The organism is Labrenzia sp. THAF191a, assembly GCF_009363335.1.
GTDB lineage: Bacteria > Pseudomonadota > Alphaproteobacteria > Rhizobiales > Stappiaceae > Roseibium > Roseibium algicola.
The window spans coordinates 4,647,633-4,664,933 of sequence record NZ_CP045333.1; the positions used below are offsets into that span (position 1 = coordinate 4,647,633).

A 17,301-nucleotide genomic window follows, 5' to 3' on the forward strand; every position below is an offset into this window, starting at 1 on the left:
GCGCGCTCCTTACCGTTCCACGAGCGCCATGCGCTGGTTGTACCAGTTCATGAAGGCCGATGTGATGAGGCTGAGCGACAGATAGACAACCATCCATATACCGATGATTTCAATCGCCTGGCCGGTCTGGTTGAGCACCGTTCCACCCATCGAGACGAGGTCCGGATAGGCAATGGCAACTGCCAGTGAAGAATTCTTGGTAAGGTTCAGGTACTGACTCGTCAGCGGCGGAATGATCACGCGCATCGCCTGGGGAATGACCACCAGTCTCAACGTCGGTCCGTTCCTCAGACCAAGAGCATGCGCTGCTTCGGTCTGACCGTGGCTCACTGCCTGAATACCGGCACGTACGATCTCAGCGATGAACGATGCGGTATAGATTGCCAGGGCTGCGGTAAGAGCCAGGAATTCAGGAATAATATTGATCCCGACATTGAGTTCGAACCCCTGACGCAGGATTGGCCCGGTTTCGACGAAGTTCGGATGTTCAAGAGTGATCGGCATGCCGGTTGCAAAGTACGTCAGCAAAGGCAGGCCAATAATAAGTCCGACCCCCGTCAGGAATGACGGGAACGGTTGCCCTGTGGCCTCCTGACGCTTGCGCGCCCAACGTGCCACGAGGAACGCTACTGCTATCCCGATCAGGAACGCGTAGCCGATCCATTCCGATCCGGTGCCCATGATGGGTTTGGGAAGCCGAAGACCGCCAATGTTCAGGTGGAATGTGTCGAACAACGACCATTTTTCACGCTTGCCGGGGATCGATCGCAGCACCGCGAAGTACCAGAAAAAGATCTGCAGCAGCAGCGGGATATTACGGACCAGCTCAACGTAGCAATACGCCAGACGGCTGATGACCCAGTTGTTCGACAAGCGGGCGATACCGATGATGAACCCAAAGATCGTGGCGAAGAAGATACCTACGCCCGCCACAAGCAGAGTGTTCAGGAAGCCGACATAGATCGCTCTTCCGTAACTTGATGTCTCAGAGTAGGAAACCAGTGACTGGTTGGTTCCAAACCCGGCTGTATTTTCTAGAAAGCCCCAACCGGAGGCGATGTTCTGCCTTTCCAGGTTGGCTATCGTGTTCGAAACGATGACATATCCCAAAGTCACCAGCGCGACGACCAGCAGCAGCTGGTAAAAGATGCCGCGCGCTTTGGGATCGTTCAACAGCGAAGCACGCGCCGGCGCCCCCGCCGAGTCCTGCTCCATTACTGACATAGAACCTCGCCCAAGTTTTCACGAAAGAGCCCGGCACGCAGCCTCTCCTCAATCGTGTCTGACCTGCTTCCCTGGCCGAACTTCGTCGGCACTCCCCTATCGACGGAAGCAGTCTGTTCCCCCACGCGGTTGCCGGGTATGTTGTCCGGTTTTTATTGCGTGGAATTTATTGAGGGTTCCGGCAGAACAACCGCCGGAACCCCTTCAATCCTCAATCAAAGAAGAGGATTAGCGGACCGGCGGTGCGTACATGAAGCCGCCGTCGTTCCACAGAGCGTTTACGCCACGGGAGATGCCGAGCGGAGTGTCCGGACCAACGTTGGCGTTGAAGGACTCTTCGTAGTTACCGACGTTTTTGATGATCGCATAGGCCCAGTCGTTCGGCAGGCCGATAGCTTCACCAAACGCGCCCTCAACGCCCAGAAGACGCTTGATGGACGGGTTGTCGGAAGACTTCATCTCGTCAACGTTTTCAGAGGTCACGCCGAGCTCTTCTGCGTTGAGCATCGCGTTCAGCGTCCACTTTGCAATGTTGAACCACTCATCGTCGCCCTGACGGACAACCGGACCCAGAGGCTCCTTGGAGATGATTTCCGGCAGGACCATGTGGTCGCCCGGGTTGGTCAGCTTCAGGCGCTGTGCGTACAGGCCGGATGCGTCAGTGGTGTAAACGTCGCAACGGCCGGCGTCGTATGCAGCCACAACTTCGTCGGCCTTTTCGAAGGCGACGATTTCGTACGGCATGTTGTTGGCGCGGAAGTAGTCGGCAACGTTAAGCTCAGTGGTCGTACCGGTGTTGGTGCAGACCGAAGCGCCGGACAGTTCCAGTGCGGAGGTCACGCCAAGGTCCTTGCGAACCATGAAGCCCTGACCGTCATAGTAGTTCACACCAGCAAAGTTCAGACCCAGCTGAGTGTCGCGGGACATGGTCCAGGTGGTATTGCGGGACAGAACATCAACTTCGCCGGACTGAAGCGCGGTGAAACGCTCTTTAGCGGACAGCGGAGTGTATTTCACAGCGGACGCATCGCCGAACACTGCTGCAGCCATAGCGCGGCAGTAGTCAACGTCGATACCGGTCCAGTTCCCCTGAGCATCCGGGTTCGAGAAACCCGGCAGACCCTGACTCACGCCACACTGAATGAAGCCCTTTGCCTTGACGTCTTCCAGCGTCGTTGCACCAGCAGCCGTCGTCGCGGCGACTCCCATAGCAGCGCCGATTACGAGCGGAAGGAATTTATTGGACATGGATATGCAGCCTTTATTTGTTACCCATACTTTTATTATGCCGGGTTTGTTCGAAAGACATCTTCTCCGTCTCTTGTAACCGGACGGATGCCAGCCTTGACGGCTGCTTCCTCCAGATATCTTTCGTCCCACCCAACGGTTCCATACGATGGCATTTAGCTGTTCGGGTCAAGTACTTGCTGCAGATATCTCGTCAAATTTCTCGAGCCATCCGCCATTTGCCATCAGGTTGGATGCACAAACAGCGAACATGTCTAAATCGAATTCATTCAATGCCTAAAAAGGGTTCAATGCATTTAGCGGAGACCTTGCGAAGGTTAACGCTAATCGAAAAATTCTCCACACAAAGACCCGAGGACAGCACGTGAAATCGCGGTTGCGACCATGACGCGAATGACTAAAGTGAGCGCTCGGCACCCGGCAGCTCAATGTCGCGCCGCCTCACACAAAACACACACCCAAGAGCCTTCATGTCTTCCACCAATTCCAAGCCGCCGTTGAGGCAGGATACCAAACTGGCGCATGCAGGGCGCGACCCGCTTGCATTTCACGGTTTCGTCAATCCGCCTGTCGTGCATGCTTCGACTGTTCTCTACCCCGACACCAAAACCATGGTGACGGGCGCCCAGACCTATTCCTACGCCCGTAGAGGCAACCCGACCACGAACTCCCTTGAAGATGCCATGAAGGAGATCGAAGGGGCAGCCGGGGTCAAGATCGCGAATTCGGGCTTGAATGCCATTGCATTGGCCATCCTGTCCTGCGTGAAATCCGGTGACCACATCCTGATTGTCGATACGGCTTACGGACCGACTCGCCATTTCGCCGACACCGTTCTGCCAGGCATCGGGGTTTCCGTGACCTTCTACGATCCGAAGATCGGCGCCGACATCAAGTCACTGTTTCAGGAAAACACGACAGCCGTTTTCACCGAAGCACCCGGCTCCCTCACTTTCGAGATGCAGGATGTTCCGGCGATTGCCGCCGAGGCCCGTGCCATCGGCGCGACCGTTCTGATGGACAATACCTGGGCGAGCCCGATTTACTGCCAGCCACTGTCCATGGGAGTCGATCTGTCGATCCAGGCGGGCACCAAATATCTTGTCGGACATTCCGACGCCATGCTTGGTACGGTCGCTGCCAGCGAACGCGCCTGGGAAAAACTGGATGCGTTCTGTGGTGCCATGGGCTGCCACGTCGCGCCGGATGACATCTACCTCGGCCTGCGCGGTCTCAGAACTCTGTCCGTGCGCCTTGAACGGCACCAGCGCAACACGCTAGCCGTGCTTGGCTGGCTGAAGGACCAGCCCAACATCGAACGCATCCGCTATCCGGGCCTTGAAACGGACCCTGGTCATGCTCTTTGGAAACGTGATTTTTCGGGAGCCTCGGGCCTGTGCGCCTTCGACTTCAGTGAAAGCACGACACAGGAACAGGCCTACGCCTTCCTGGATGCGCTCACGCTTTATGGTCTCGGGTATTCTTGGGGTGGTTTTGAAAGCCTTGCCATTCCGGTTCGCCTCAAGGGCGGCCGCACGGCAACCCCGGTAAACCTGGATCGCCAGTCGGTTCGCCTCCACATCGGCCTGGAAGACCCGGAAGATCTGATTGCCGATCTGGATCAGGCTCTGACGACGGCATTCGGCTGACGGACTGCAGGGCGAATGGCGGAACCACTCAAATCGTCGGGTCGTTCCGCTTTTCCCTGAAGATCAGCCACAGGTTCCGGAAATAGATAAGCAGACCCAGTCCCTGACCGGCGATGAAGACCGGGTCCTGCCGTTGAACAGCGTAGATCAACAGCAGCGACCCGCCTGCAATGGAAAAGAACCAGAACGCGACCGGCACGATTGAGCGGCCAACGCGCTCGGATGCGATCCATTGAATGACGAAGCGCATCATGAACATGGCCTGGGCAAAGAAACCCAGAATGATCCAGAAATCGAATTGCGCGATGAAAACCGCATGGATCCAATCGTAAAGAGCGCTCATGTCTCAGGTCCAGTCAGTGTTTTTGAAAGGTCGGCGGGCTTCTCCACCCGGATTGGGGCATTAATCAGGTCAGCGGCCGGACATCCGGAATTTTTTTACGGCGGCGGCGCAGCCACCACACTCCGAACAGATCCAGCACACCGACCAGCGCCCTGTCAAAGATCCCGTATTTAGACGTTCCATGTCGCCGCTGCCGGTCCTGAACGTCGATATGGGTGACACCGTAACCCTCGCGGATCACGAGTGCGGGCAAGAACCGGTGCCAGCTGTCGAAGTACGGCAGTTGCAGGAACACTTCCCGGCGCAGGGCCTTCAGGCCACAACCACTGTCACGAGTATTATCCCGCAGGATCGCGCCGCGCAGCTTGTTGGCAAACTTCGACGCATAGCGCTTGGCCAGGCTGGCCTTGCGGCCAAGCCTTTGCCCCGCGGCCAGAGCAACTGCCGGGCCGGCAGCGTCGAGCGCGTCCAGAAGTGCCGGTATATAGGCGGGGTTGTTTTCGCCATCTCCGTCTATGGTCGCGACGACGTCGCCCCTTGCATTCAAAAGACCAGTACGCACCGCGCAGCTCTGGCCACAAGACTTCTCGTGCCTGATCGGCCGCAGCCAGTCATGTGTTGCCGCGTAATCCTGCAACACGATATCCGTACCGTCGGACGAGCCATCGTCAATGACGATGACCTCGAAACGCCTGCCTTGCAATGCTGCCTCGATTTCATCCAGCAGGATGGGCAGGTTTTCCGCTTCGTCCTTTGCGGGAACCACGACCGTGACAGCGAGCGCGCCCTTGCTGGCCGCAACAGCTTCCAGATAGCTTTGTGTCATGCGCTTGTCCGTTCTGTCGTGTCTGCGGCAGGGGCCTCGGCCTCTACCCGGTCAGCGCCGCGCTGGCCGCGCAGAACCTGCCAGACAGCCCGCACACAGGCCTTGGCAGACAGGACATTCATGTTGGGTACAATCTTTCCGGAGGAAGACAGGTGAAAGCCGATCCGCCGCCGGGCCATGGCACGAACCGTGAAAAAGGTGAACGTCATCCCCAATAGCGTGCCTGCGATGACGTCGCTGGGATAATGCGCCCCGACCATGACGCGGCTGAACGCAAGCCAAAAGCCCGCAACAATTATCAGCCACCGGTAGGCCGGGAAAATAAAGGCCAGCGCAGTTGCAAGCGCAGCGACAGTGGTCGAATGACCAGAGGGGAAACTGGTGAAGGTGCCGTCGAAGGCCAGAAAGTCGAAGCGGACGGGACCAACTTCCTCGTAAAGCTTGGGACGCGCCCGGCCGAGCGACCACTTGAATGCAATGGCCAGAAGCCCCGTCGCGGCGACTGAATAAAAGATGAAGGCCGCATAAGTGAACATGGCGCCGATTGCCATGCGCAAGCGGAATGCGTAGCGCCCGGCATCGAGCGCCAGCAGAAACAGGCAGCAAAGACCGGTAGAAACGAGGATCCAGTCGGCCTTGCCGATATCGGTAAAGGTTCGGAAGGCTGCCCGATATTCGCCCGGGAGCGAGCGCAGCCACGGATAGGTCGGCACATCGAACGCAACGACCGCAATGCCAACCGTCAACAAGAGGACTGCAAGGATATCCTGCGGCCGCTGCCCGGGTGGAAGCGGATCCCTGTTGTGGCGCGCACGTTCCCTGCGACCGGAAAACAGTATTGCAGCCCGCCGAGAATTCCCGCGCATGCGCGCCAGAACATGCCAGACAAATTTACTGCTGTTGCTCATTGCCGTCTTCTGAAACCGTCGTCGGCACGGACTTCTCATATAGCCCGATATCGACATCGTCCCCGCCGTTGATATTGAGGCCGTCTACCCTTTTTACAGCCTCCGGCACAAGACCAATCTCTTTTGCGGCGGCCAAAAACGCGGCTTCTTCCCGGCTTTCTATTGCCGCGATACGGCAGGTAGCTGGATTCGCTGCTTCATCAGCAGCAAGAAATGCGGCGGCATCCTGGGCGGAAACGATCTTTGTCGTCGTGCCTTCCAGGAATATGAAACTGGGTTCGTGAAAGCCGGTGGTCACGACCAGACGGTTCGACTTGTCTGCGCAACCGGGGATTTCGTCCATGGCTGCGACAAGGCGTGGACTGACCCAGATCGGCGTAAGAGCTGGGCCGACAAAGCCCCAAAACCCGATACTGACGCAGATCGCCGTCAGGCAGATGGCGGGGAAAGCATAGAGTGCCGGTCCACGCAAAACCCGGGATGCTGCTGCAATCGCAAAAACAGCTCCCACTGCAAGCAGAACGGCTCCTGGAGGTGACGGCCAGACACCCAGAGCAAAAGGACCGGCAAACGCGGCGACAGCCAACCCCAACGCAGGCACGGCCAGCAACACTGCTGCCACCCAACGCAGCCACGTTCTTGTCGTGGCGCCAGCCCCTTCCATCAGCGCAGCAGCAACAGGTAGCGCGAGCGCAGGCAGCAGCGGCATCGTGTAATGCGGAAGCTTTGTTGCAACCAGTTCAAACACGATCCAGCTTGGGACGAACCAGGCGACGGCAAACGTCACCAGTGGACTTTTTCGTTCATGCCAGATGAGCGGCAAAGCAATCACGAAGAATGCAGGCAAAGGCCAGAATATGCCGAACATCGCCCCGAGATGGGTAAGCGGGGGTGCACCATGACCTTCCTGCCCCTGCCCGACCTTGCCAAGGAGATCCTTGCCGATGGCTTCGGTGAAGAACGTTCCGTCCGTCGCGATCCAGATTGCCACGAACCAGGGCGAGACGAGCAGCACGAACCATAGCAGACCCGCGACTGGCGCTGTTCCCTTGAACCATGCAGCTTTCCGTTTCATGGCCATGAGACCAACAACCGTAAGGCCAATCACCATGGGCCCAACCGGCCCCTTGATGAGGACACTGCCCGCGAGTGCAGTCCAGAACAGGAACCCAAGACCCCATAGCCGTTTGTCCGGATCCTTCAACCAGACCCGCGCCAGGGCACCTTGCGCTATTATGATCATTGCAAAAAGCGCGGCATCAGTTTTTGCCAGTCGCGCCTCGACGCCGACAATGATTGCCAGCGCCACGAAACCTGCGGCCAACAGCGCACCGGCAGGCCCCATGAATGCCCGTGCGAGCCAGAAGGTTGCCAGAACGCTGATTATCGAGGCTATGACGGAAGGCAGTCGATAAGCCCAAAGCGGTGCTTCCGCCCCCTGCCCCGTCAGCTTTACGGCAGCTGCCTGAAGCCAATAGATCCCGACTGGTTTTTTGTGACGTGCCTGATCCTGAAAACGAATGTCGATGTAATCGTTCGTTTCCAGCATCTGCTTGGTTGCCTGGGTAAAGCGCGGTTCGTCCCGGTCCAGCGGTGGTACCGTCCATTGACCTGGTACGAACAAGGCAAGCGACAGAAGCAGCAGAAGAAACGGGGCAGTGATGTCGTGGCCGAAGACATGCAACCAGACCGGCTTTCGAACCGGGGAAGCCGACGGGCTGTCCACGTTGTCCTTGCGTTCGGAATTCTCGGCTGCCTCGCCTGCCGCCTCGGGCTTCTGATCGTCGCGCGTGTCCGACATCAACTTTCTTGTCCAGTTCCTGCGTCCGGTGTCCTGCGCCCGGTGTCCTGCGTCTGGGCGGTCCGCCCCTGCCCGCCCGTTTCTGAACGCTTCTCCTACATGAGCTTTTCAAAAAGGGAAACTAGTGCTTGCCCTCTTCGAACGCACGGTTATCGTCCGGGCAGATGATCCACCTGACGAGTCACAAGGTTTTCCATGACATTGATTGCTCATATGACGGACCTGCATTTGCGTCCGCGAGGTTTGCCCTGCTATCGCGTTTCGGACACCAATATGCTCGCCGAACGCGCGATCAAGTCGCTGCAGAGCCTCACCCCGAAACCTGATGCTCTCGTTATAACCGGCGATATAACCGACAGAAACGATCCAAGGGAATACGCACTCGCCCGCTCCATCCTCGCGCGCGTCGACATGCCTGTCTATCTTGTGCCCGGGAACCACGACGGCACAGAAGTCATGCGCCGCGAGCTCGGCAGCTTTCCAGGTCTTTCAGGCAGCCTTGAAGACAAGATCTGCTATACGGCGGACATTGGCGACATCCGCCTGATTGCGCTGGACACCCATATTCCGGGTGATCCGCGTGGTCGGCTCGGTCAGGCCCAGCTTGACTGGCTCGACAGCCGGCTGCGCGAAAGCGCCAAGACAACGCTGATCGCCCTTCACCACCCGCCTGCTCTTTCCGGGATTCGACACATGGACGACATCGGACTTGTGGATGCCGATGCACTTGCGGAAGTTGTTTCGCCGCACCGGCACGTTGCGCGCTTCCTGTGCGGTCATCTTCACCGTCCGATCATCGCGAGCTTTGCCGGAAAGGTGATGACGCTTGCTCCCAGCACCGGACACCAGGTCGTTCTCGACCTGACGGAAGACGGTCCTGCCATGTTCAACTTCGAACCCGCAGCCTATTTTCTCCACTATCATTCGCCGAAAACCGGAGTGGTGTCACATATGGCATACGTGGAAGCGTATCCTGGCCCATATCATTTCTTTGCCGATGAAGGTGTCGTCTGGCCGGGAGATGAAACCTGATGTCCGTAACCGCCCTGCCCAAACGCTTCTTGGCTCTGTTGCTGCTTGGCCTTTTCGCGGCCTCACTCGGTGCCTGCGGCGCCTTGCCGGGAAAAAGTGATCTTGAAGACAAGACAGTGCTGACGGACCAGCCGGTCGACAAGGCGCAGATGCTGTCGCTGATAAACGCCTACCGGCAGCAAAAAGGCCTGCCCGCTTTGCGCCACGACCCGGAGCTGGATGTCGTTTCCCAAAAGATGGCACGCCATATCGCCGAGCGCGACAGTATGGACACCTGGGCCCACAGTGCCTTCGGTCTGTCACAACGGCTCGACAAGGCAGGATACGCAAATTACGCAGGCGCGGAAAATCTCGGTGCGGGATACGCCGATCTGGCAGCAGCCTTCCGTGGCTGGCAAGGCTCAGAAGGCCACAACAAGAACCTTCTCAACCCCTACGTGACACGGGTAGGTATTGCCAGAACCAACCGCAACAATGGCAAATGGCGCAATTTCTGGGTGATGACACTGTCCCGCCCTTATGCGGACGGCCGACCGACCGTCCGATAACAAGACACCTGGAAAAAGGGCGGAGCCAAGCTCCGCCAACAAGGCTTCTTCCAGAGATCGAATGACCCAGTTGTCATCCGGACGCCCCACAAACTAAATATGAATGCACGGCTCATATTTTATTAAGGCCGGCACATCAGCCTGTCAATCGTTCAAAAGGGAAATGGTCGGGCGGCAAATTCGGCTTCGGACGCGGGAGTGTCTCGCAAACCACGCTCTACAAACCCGTCGAACAACCTTTTTTTGCCGAACCTTGGCTCCCAACTGCAAAGCTCGGGGGACAACAGCTTGATGCAGGGAATTGCAAGGTCTTGGCGGGTCGCATCAAACTCCCAAAGGCTGATCCCGCGGTCGAAACAGCCCTGAAGCAGGGTTTCAAAAGTCGAGGTCTTCTTCAGAACCTCAGGACGGGCGGCAACCGCACCCCGCAAAGGCAGATCCTCGAATATCACGTGCTCTCTGGCATACGCCAGCTGCCTGGGTAGCGACCTCAGCGCTTCTTTTGTGCCGTGACTGGCGGGATAGGACTTGTCCATCAGAGACAGAGCATTTTCCGATTGCAACATTTCCTGAATTGCACTGGTACAGGCCTGTGCGGTGTCCCAGCCGGCGGATGATCCAAACGCACACCTCCGACCGTAACCGTCATGAGAGACACAAATCACCACCTGGACCGGAAGGTCCGTGTCGACGTGCAAGAGCTCCCATTGCCGCGGCTGGTCATCGAGATATTGGACCAGATCAGGAGGGAGCATCTCCCTCACATAGCTCTCAGGTAGAGAAGTTATCCCCAGGCGGTTGTACCAGGCCTGCGCAACGGCATCACGCTCTACAAGCTCAAGAAGTGCGCGTGCTCGCGCTCCCTCAAGATCATGCCAGACAGCGCATCCTGCGCTCGAAGCAAAAGGCAAACGTATGCCCGTAACGTCATCGGCTTCGTTAAACAAAATTCCCAAACTAAGGCACTGCGCCTCTTCATCAGTCTGCAGATTCCGCAACCGGACACGCCTGCCTGAAAGAGATGACCAGTCTGAAGAGTTGACGCGCGAAAGATCCCGCCCGAGACGGAGCCTGCCGAGAGCGATACTTGCCTGGGTTTCACTCAATCCAATCAATCGACCAAAATCTACCTGCGGTTGTTTTTTATCGTAAGTGAACACCCTATTGTCACTAATCCCGATACTACAAAGGGTTAGCCTTTCGGACAGCTCTCCAATACAACTAATAGCTGCAATTGATGCGATATCCCCCTGCCCCCCGGCAGGAATTGGTGCCCCAGCGGCAGGTACTTCTTTTGCACCAGTTTCAGGCGACTTGAGCAACCCGGTGCAAAAATGCACCGGGCATCCGGGGCGTGTCATCGGGACCAGTCTTGGGGAGAATGACGAAAGCAGCTTCAGGAAAAGACGAAGGTCCGGCTCCAGCAAGCGCACACGATCTCCCTCAATACCCGGCTCCACCGATACCAGGCCCAAACGCGACAGGTCCGCAAGTACGTCGTCCGCAATTCCACTTTCAACAATCATAGAAGAGACACCGCCGCCAACAGTGTGGGTGCGCGACGGCTGCTTATGTTTTGATATGGCAATTTACTTCGCCTCACCCTGCAATTGCACACAACGTAGATTAACAAAACTGCCATTGAGCGAGTTCATCCCCTCGTTCTACATTCTATTCGAAAGCAGTCGATCAGTAGTAAACAGTATCAATACATAACTATTTACTAAAGTTTGACCTAATTTCAAAAAGCCGGGTGACCATCCCACCACCAGGCAGGACACATTGCAACTCAACCTATCGGAGGCTCATAATGCACGCTGACACAACTTCCCGGACTGAACTGGAAATTGGCGCGAAACTTGGCGCGATCATTCAGAACGCCACAGCACGCGAGCGGCTGGTTGCCAACCCGGCTGAAGTCCTGGCTGAAGTTGGCATCAACTCCGATGCCGCAATCTTCGCCGACACTGCTGACCTCGTCCACCTCATCATCCCGGCAAAAATCGATGCAGCGCGCGTTGCTGCTGGCGATGAGAAATATTTCGAAGAACTCGGTAAAGCAGCTCTCGGCAATTGCTTTTACGAAGACGTCCCGGAGTAAGCCGGTAAGGTCGTCACGATACGTCTCCGGCCTTCTTGCTTCGCGCAGGAAGGCCGTCGTTCTTTCCGATTGGGGTAACGATGGCCAGATTTCCCTACTACCAGAGCAACGTCAAAGACCTTGGCAAACTTATCGCCAGGGCAGCGATCGACGAAAACTTCCGACGCGAGCTCGAGCGAGACCCGTTAGCCGCGATTTCCAATATTGGCCTGCCGAAAGAGACGGTGGCGCTCATGCAGTTCAAGATCGTTGATCAGAAAAACAATCCGAACGCGGTAGCTCTGCCTTTTCGTCTGAACGAAGAAAAGCTGAGCAGTGCCAATGAGGAGTATCTGAAAGCTCTTTCTTCGACGTTCGCGCTAAATTGAACCGGAACCGTCGAACAGGAACCGCTGCACCAGAGCTGCACCCTTGTCGAAATCGTTTCGGACTTTCTCGTTCTGGAAGAAATTGATCTTCTTTCTCCAGCTCTTGGGGTCCTGCGCAAGCTCGGGAGAGTTTTTCAGCAAGGCGGCACGATTTTCACCAAAGCGCTCAAGCGTTTGCATGGCTTCTTCTTCTCGCCCGGCACAGACCAAAGCGGCCACCCGAGTGGTCAAGCCACTGATACCAACTCCGGCCCCCCGTTCTATCTGCTTTATCGCGCTGTCGTAATCTTCCGCGGCAAAATAGATGTTCGCCAGGTACTCGTAGAAAACGCGGGGCACAAACGCGAAGAGTGAGAAAGCTCTTTCGGCCGTAACGCGCGCTTCGTTGATGTCGCCGGAAAAAGCCAGGCCCTCGGCAACAGACATCAGGTTGGCCGGATCAGCCGAGCTCAGGCGGCCGGCATTCTGGAATGCCCTTCGCGCTTCGTCTGGCATATTGGACAGAATAAGTGCCCAACCATAAACGCGCTGATTGACGGCCTGCCAGGGATCGAGCCTGATCGATTTTTCGGCAAGGTTCAGAAGATTGTTTTCTTCACCGGAAAACGTCTTGTCCATGAGCGGGAAATGCAATTCCTGCTTCATGATGATCGACGCCTTGCCAGCATACGTCATCGAGAACGAACGATTTGTGCGCTCCAGATCATCCAGCAAGCGCATCGCTTTTTCGTCGGATTGCGGCGTGAAATCCCACAACAGGGCTTCGGCCTGACACCAACGGGCGAAAACGGATGTTTTCGCGGGGTTTCTTAGTCTGCTGGTCGCATGGTTATGGATGCGGCTCACAATCTGGCTCGCAGCCGGGACCAGACCGTCCCAGTATTGCAGGTCAATTATCTCGTTAAAGACAATCTGACCGTTGCCCCTGTCCTCGAACTGGACAACCACTTTGCCCGATCGTTCGTCATGCCGGAACCTGAGCAGATAACAGCCAAGTTCGTGACCTTCCATCAAGGTTGGACGTGGTACGTTTTCTTCGCCGAAATATTCTGATTCAAACAGCTCGAACGACCGAAACGAAGAAAGGCCGGAAACGATTTCCTCTCTCAGATGGATCGCGTCATTCAATCCCTTCTTCAACAGGGATGACGAGACAATGGAAATTTCTGGCAAGGGAACGAAGTCATCGTAATTTGGCAGGAACCCTCGGTTTCCGCCGCTGTTGCCATCACTTCTTCCAACCGGCACCGGAGAAGCTTCGACCTCCGAAACGATGAGCAGCTTCCGCGTCTCTTCATCGGGCTCAGCATCCAGATGGAGCCGCATTTCCCTTTCGCAGGACCTGAGTTGCTGTTCGGCGCGCTCGGGCTGGCCCAGGTTCATGTAGAGACGAATAAGAACGCGATGAGCCGCCTCAAACGCGGGATCGAGTTTCAGGACAAAACGCGCCCCGGCCTCTGCCTGCACACCCCCGTCTTCCGTGGATATTCTGTTCAGATGCTTGAAGGCGGCGCTGATGAGTTCAGAGCGCACCCGTTCACGCTCGACCGTCAGCCACTCGGAGAATTCAGAATCGATATCGTCGTAGCCGGTCAGAAACTCGCCGCGCCACAGTTCTCCCGCCTTGCGGAAATCAGCTGCCTGCCCACGTTCCAGAAGCGTGTTCATGAGCATGAGATCAGACGCGAACGCCGATGGGTCGAGTTGAATATGACCTGGCGCTGAGCGCACTACATCGATGCCGGCCGTTTCCTCGGCGCTCTTCAACTGGCGCAATGCCTGACGCAAGGATTGCATCGCCTTGTGGCGGTCCGTCCCGCTCCAAAGCAAATCCGCCAGTGCTTCCCGGGGCGACGCCATACCGCTCATGCGGCTCAGATAGCCCATGATCGCCAGAGCCTTGCGGGTCTTGACCGCCACAGGTTCCTGGTCGCTATCAAGGAGCAAAGGCCGCCCAAGGCATGCAAAGCAGGACGCGATTGCCATCAATTCCCCGTAATTGAAATGCACGCTTCAGTGGTCGCCTTCGCGCAACCGCGAATATCACGCAACCTGAAACACAACAGCACCTTATCACGCTCATTTCACGCTGCAACAGCATGCTTTTATCGGATGGTCACAGCAGCGACGCTGCAATCGGCAAATCAAATACTGGTGGGTAGTAAAATGTCTAAGACCGTTAGCAAATCGGACCGCACTGAACTCGAGCAGGAGCCTGCAATCGAGGCGATCAAGCGCATGATCCGCTACACGAAAAAAGAATCGGACAAGGACGGCCGTACGTTCTGTTCCTATTTCCTGGATATGGCCCTTCAGTCCCTGGAAGATGGTTCCGAGGACGTGGACATGATCCTGAAAACAAAGATCACACCGCTCATGGTTGGCCAGAAGGTGGAATCGGGAAAGTCCGAGACACTCTGACCTTCAGGCGAATCGCGGTCTAGAAACACCGCCGTGCTCCTATATTGCAGGGGCCGGCGGTTTTTGTTTTTTTGCAGGCTTTTTCCAAATACCTGACATGAATGTCCTCTTATGGACATCTGCACAGCAGGACGCCTTCCCACGCAAGGCAGAGGCATCGAAGCTCAGGATTTTTTCAAAAAAATGAAGGAGATGGCGACTCCGGCAGGATTCGAACCTGCGACCATTCGCTTAGAAGGCGAGTGCTCTATCCAGCTGAGCTACGGAGCCAATTTCTCAGGAACGCAAACCGTTCCCAGATGAGACTATCGGGCAGTATCTCTGAGGCCTGCCAGACGTTCATGCAATCTTGGATCGAGACCAAACGTCCGGAGGCAACCCGATCCGGCGATCGCCTCCACTGCCCTAATGCGTCAAAAACCCGGCTCGTGTCGATTCGAAATCGCCGCTTTCAACAGACAATCCGATCTCTTACCGAATAGGTCAGAGAAGCCGAACGTTCTTGTTCAGTGGGTCCAGGGCGCAGACCGGTTGAATTTGAAATTGTCCGCATAGGCAGACCCGCGCACTTTGCGTTCCTGCGCCTTCTCCACCCTGTGCGGAATGCCATGGCGCTTCGCATATGCGACAGCTTCTTCAGAAGTCTCGAAATAAAGCCGGATTTGCTGCTTCATGTCGGAAGACGACGTATAGCCCATCAAAGGTTCGACGGACTTGGCGACCTCCGGCTCGTAATCCAGCACCCATCTCTGGGTTTTCGCCTTGCCTGACTGCATGGCGGTTTTCGCCGGACGGTAGATACGCGCAACCATGTGACAGTGCCCTCAAGTCTGAATATGTGAGATGCAATTCCCTACAGCAGCTTTTTCCCGCCTTTGCCGCCGGTGTCAACACCGATATTGGCCGCAACCCGCAATCTTCGGTTCGTCGGCGACTCATTTAACAGCACAAGTATGTATTAACGGTGTTGTTGGAGAGGCGATTTATGACATTCACGTAACATGACATGGAGGCGCAACTCATGCTATTAACTACCCTAACGTGAACTTGTCTGGAAGACGCCGATTTTCGGAACGCAGTGCAGGTTCAAAAAATACAGAATCGCAGGGCCGGACAGCCTGAAAGGGCCGATCCAAAGATCAAAACGATAAGGCTTTGACATGCATTACGAATTTCTGAAAAGACTGGAAGGCTATGTTCCGGAACATGTTCGGCCGGTTACCAGAGCGCCGGAAAAAATTGCGCCGGTCGAACTGAAAGCGGCGATTGACGACGCCAATCTCACTGAAATGTGGGACATGATCCTGACGCTGGACTATTCGGTATCCGACCCTACCGATCTGTCACCGGAAAAACGCGACGAATTTCTGAATGTCATGTCGCTGTTGTTGAAAGCCTTCGACCGGTAGAAATGGTTATTGGCAAACGGCGAAGGATTTGCGGTGTCGCTGGTCGATTTTTGCCGGATGGAACAAAATCAAAACATGAGAGAGGACCGTGCTAACACGCCCTGATACTCATTTTTCGGAACTCGGCACACAGGCCATTGAAAAAGGGCTTGCCGACCCGGCTGTGTCCGCGTTCTACGACAGCATCATGTCGATCGAGGCGGGTCAGATCCAGCAATGCCTGAAACCGTTCCTGCCTCAATTGAGCCTTTGCTCGGACAAGATGCCCGGAAACGCTCCCCCTCCGATCTTCTATGTCGGTAAGGAAAGTGGGCAGCGACACCTGTTCGGCGAAGACTGGGCTAGCCCTGCGACACCAGCCTGCGGTCTGCGCACACCAGATCCGGACCTGGAGAAGGCTTCGGCGGAAGGTTATCGCAAAGCGCTGGAAGGCACACCGTATTACGGCTACGCCCACACGAAAATTCAGGTCAATGGCGAACTCTATGAAGTTGCGTTCGAGCGGTTGATCGTCGCCGTGCGACCTTCGTTGCAATCCGATCTTCGCTTCTGCGCCTACCTGGGTGTCATTCAGGATCTTCAGCGGACGTCCTGAGGATAAGTTTTACAAGGCCATGAAGATCGCTTCTGGTGGCATAGACCAGCCAGTCATCCGGCCTGATATGTCCAGGCGCAATCTCCCAATGGGTGCCGCGTGGCACGAACCTGCGGTAGCCGACCCGGATGCCGAAGCCTTTTTCTGCGCTTTTTGCTGCCATCAGGCCATAGAGATAATCCGGCGACCACTTCAATAGTGAGAGCAGAAACCCCAACTGGGTCAAAGGCTCGGCAAGGCCCTGCCCCCGGATGTCCCGTCTCAGCCAGAGATTGCCGTGATAAACGATACGCCCGCGCATGAAATAGGCATCATGCGCGTGGTCTGTACCGAAGCGAACCTGGGGGTTGGGGTCGACAAAGATCCTGCGTTGCTGCTGATGCCAGTGCTCGGCAAGGCTCCTGTCTTTCAGGTCTTCCACCTTTGCGGCCTGCACAGACACGACGTTACCATGGCTGTTGACGGCCCCTACCCAGAACGCGGTCGTCCCGTGCAGGTCGAAAAACCGCGGTGAAAAATCTTCCATCAGGTATTTGTCTTCGGTGCTCCGGACGGTCTTTTCGAAAAGCTCAAAATCCGCGCTTTCCTTCAGAGAAAGCCCAGCCTTTTCAATTCTGGACTGCAGCACGGCTATCGCCGCCGATACATCCAGCGTCGCCTGGTCGTCAGGATCCGGTATCATCAGCCCCATCCGGCGCGGCCTGCATGCCGTCGCAAGCGGCGTCACTCCCACAGGCATTGGAAACGCCTGTCTGACCAGTCTGTTATGCGGCGATAAGTTGCACAAGACGCCTGCGTAGCTTGGCCCTAGTTATCCCGGCCTTTAGG

At 56.4% G+C, this 17,301-nt stretch carries 18 protein-coding genes and 1 tRNA gene; 8 read left to right on the top strand and 11 right to left on the bottom strand.

What is annotated here, in order from left to right; genetic code table 11:
* Positions 1-9: 9 nt before the first annotated feature.
* Positions 10-1,224, bottom strand: a complete 1,215-nt coding sequence (locus tag FIV05_RS21430) for an amino acid ABC transporter permease (protein WP_209009736.1) — start codon at positions 1,222-1,224, stop codon at positions 10-12.
* A gap of 228 nt (positions 1,225-1,452) precedes the next feature.
* Entirely contained in the window at positions 1,453-2,472 is a 1,020-nt protein-coding gene (locus FIV05_RS21435) for an amino acid ABC transporter substrate-binding protein (protein ID WP_031268586.1), read from the bottom strand.
* A gap of 470 nt (positions 2,473-2,942) precedes the next feature.
* Between FIV05_RS21435 and metC the strand changes: the two genes are divergently transcribed.
* Positions 2,943-4,121 carry a cystathionine beta-lyase gene (metC, locus tag FIV05_RS21440; protein WP_152510908.1) on the top strand — a complete coding sequence of 393 codons (1,179 nt, stop codon included), beginning with the start codon at positions 2,943-2,945 and terminating at the stop codon, positions 4,119-4,121.
* Between the two features lie 28 nt (positions 4,122-4,149).
* Here metC and FIV05_RS21445 read toward each other — a convergent pair whose 3' ends face one another.
* From FIV05_RS21445 to FIV05_RS21460, 4 genes are all read right to left on the bottom strand, one after another.
* Positions 4,150-4,464 (bottom strand): lipid-A-disaccharide synthase N-terminal domain-containing protein, encoded by a 315-nt coding sequence (locus FIV05_RS21445; protein ID WP_152510909.1) that lies wholly within the window; start codon positions 4,462-4,464, stop codon positions 4,150-4,152.
* A gap of 64 nt (positions 4,465-4,528) precedes the next feature.
* Positions 4,529-5,290 (bottom strand): glycosyltransferase family 2 protein, encoded by a 762-nt coding sequence (locus tag FIV05_RS21450; RefSeq protein WP_152510910.1) that lies wholly within the window; start codon positions 5,288-5,290, stop codon positions 4,529-4,531.
* Positions 5,287-6,198, bottom strand: a complete 912-nt coding sequence (locus FIV05_RS21455) for a phosphatase PAP2 family protein (protein ID WP_152510911.1) — start codon at positions 6,196-6,198, stop codon at positions 5,287-5,289. The genes FIV05_RS21450 and FIV05_RS21455 overlap by 4 nt, the downstream gene beginning before the upstream one ends.
* Entirely contained in the window at positions 6,182-7,999 is a 1,818-nt protein-coding gene (locus FIV05_RS21460) for a glycosyltransferase family 39 protein (RefSeq protein WP_152510912.1), read from the bottom strand. Before FIV05_RS21460 ends, FIV05_RS21455 begins: the two co-directional genes overlap by 17 nt.
* 213 nt (positions 8,000-8,212) lie before the next feature.
* Here FIV05_RS21460 and FIV05_RS21465 point away from each other — a divergent pair, with 213 nt between their 5' ends.
* The gene (locus FIV05_RS21465; protein WP_152512022.1) at positions 8,213-9,031 is read left to right on the top strand and encodes a phosphodiesterase; all 819 of its coding nucleotides are present in this window, start codon (positions 8,213-8,215) and stop codon (positions 9,029-9,031) included.
* Positions 9,031-9,579 carry a CAP domain-containing protein gene (locus tag FIV05_RS21470; protein WP_152510913.1) on the top strand — a complete coding sequence of 183 codons (549 nt, stop codon included), beginning with the start codon at positions 9,031-9,033 and terminating at the stop codon, positions 9,577-9,579. The genes FIV05_RS21465 and FIV05_RS21470 overlap by 1 nt, the downstream gene beginning before the upstream one ends.
* 152 nt (positions 9,580-9,731) lie before the next feature.
* On the opposite strand, the gene FIV05_RS21475 is transcribed toward FIV05_RS21470, so the two are convergent.
* Entirely contained in the window at positions 9,732-11,105 is a 1,374-nt protein-coding gene (locus FIV05_RS21475) for a YcaO-like family protein (protein ID WP_152510914.1), read from the bottom strand.
* Between the two features lie 284 nt (positions 11,106-11,389).
* On the opposite strand from FIV05_RS21475, the gene FIV05_RS21480 reads away from it, so the two are divergent.
* Both FIV05_RS21480 and FIV05_RS21485 read left to right on the top strand, forming a co-directional pair.
* Entirely contained in the window at positions 11,390-11,680 is a 291-nt protein-coding gene (locus tag FIV05_RS21480) for a hypothetical protein (protein ID WP_152510915.1), read from the top strand.
* 80 nt (positions 11,681-11,760) lie between these two features.
* On the top strand, positions 11,761-12,048 hold the full coding sequence (locus tag FIV05_RS21485) for a hypothetical protein (RefSeq protein WP_152510916.1): 288 nt from the start codon (positions 11,761-11,763) through the stop codon (positions 12,046-12,048).
* Here the strand turns inward: FIV05_RS21485 and FIV05_RS21490 are convergent.
* Positions 12,040-14,034, bottom strand: coding sequence for a BTAD domain-containing putative transcriptional regulator (locus FIV05_RS21490; RefSeq protein ID WP_152510917.1), 1,995 nt, complete (start codon positions 14,032-14,034; stop codon positions 12,040-12,042). The genes FIV05_RS21485 and FIV05_RS21490 overlap by 9 nt on opposite strands.
* A gap of 180 nt (positions 14,035-14,214) precedes the next feature.
* On the opposite strand from FIV05_RS21490, the gene FIV05_RS21495 reads away from it, so the two are divergent.
* Positions 14,215-14,469 (top strand): hypothetical protein, encoded by a 255-nt coding sequence (locus tag FIV05_RS21495; RefSeq protein WP_022998829.1) that lies wholly within the window; start codon positions 14,215-14,217, stop codon positions 14,467-14,469.
* Between the two features lie 193 nt (positions 14,470-14,662).
* Here the strand turns inward: FIV05_RS21495 and FIV05_RS21500 are convergent.
* Together FIV05_RS21500 and FIV05_RS21505 are read right to left on the bottom strand one after the other, a co-directional pair.
* A tRNA-Arg gene (locus FIV05_RS21500) sits at positions 14,663-14,739 on the bottom strand.
* A gap of 236 nt (positions 14,740-14,975) precedes the next feature.
* The gene (locus FIV05_RS21505; RefSeq protein ID WP_022998830.1) at positions 14,976-15,281 is read right to left on the bottom strand and encodes an ETC complex I subunit; all 306 of its coding nucleotides are present in this window, start codon (positions 15,279-15,281) and stop codon (positions 14,976-14,978) included.
* Between the two features lie 348 nt (positions 15,282-15,629).
* Here FIV05_RS21505 and FIV05_RS21510 point away from each other — a divergent pair, with 348 nt between their 5' ends.
* Positions 15,630-15,878: a hypothetical protein gene (locus FIV05_RS21510; protein WP_055654038.1), complete on the top strand. Its 249-nt coding sequence runs from the start codon at positions 15,630-15,632 to the stop codon at positions 15,876-15,878.
* An 88-nt stretch (positions 15,879-15,966) separates the two neighbouring features.
* A complete protein-coding gene (locus FIV05_RS21515) occupies positions 15,967-16,473 on the top strand; it encodes a hypothetical protein (RefSeq protein WP_152510918.1) in 507 nt (168 codons plus the stop codon).
* Here FIV05_RS21515 and FIV05_RS21520 read toward each other — a convergent pair.
* On the bottom strand, positions 16,445-17,155 hold the full coding sequence (locus FIV05_RS21520; protein WP_152510919.1) for a hypothetical protein: 711 nt from the start codon (positions 17,153-17,155) through the stop codon (positions 16,445-16,447). The two genes, FIV05_RS21515 and FIV05_RS21520, sit on opposite strands and share 29 nt — an antisense overlap.
* Positions 17,156-17,301: the final 146 nt, after the last annotated feature.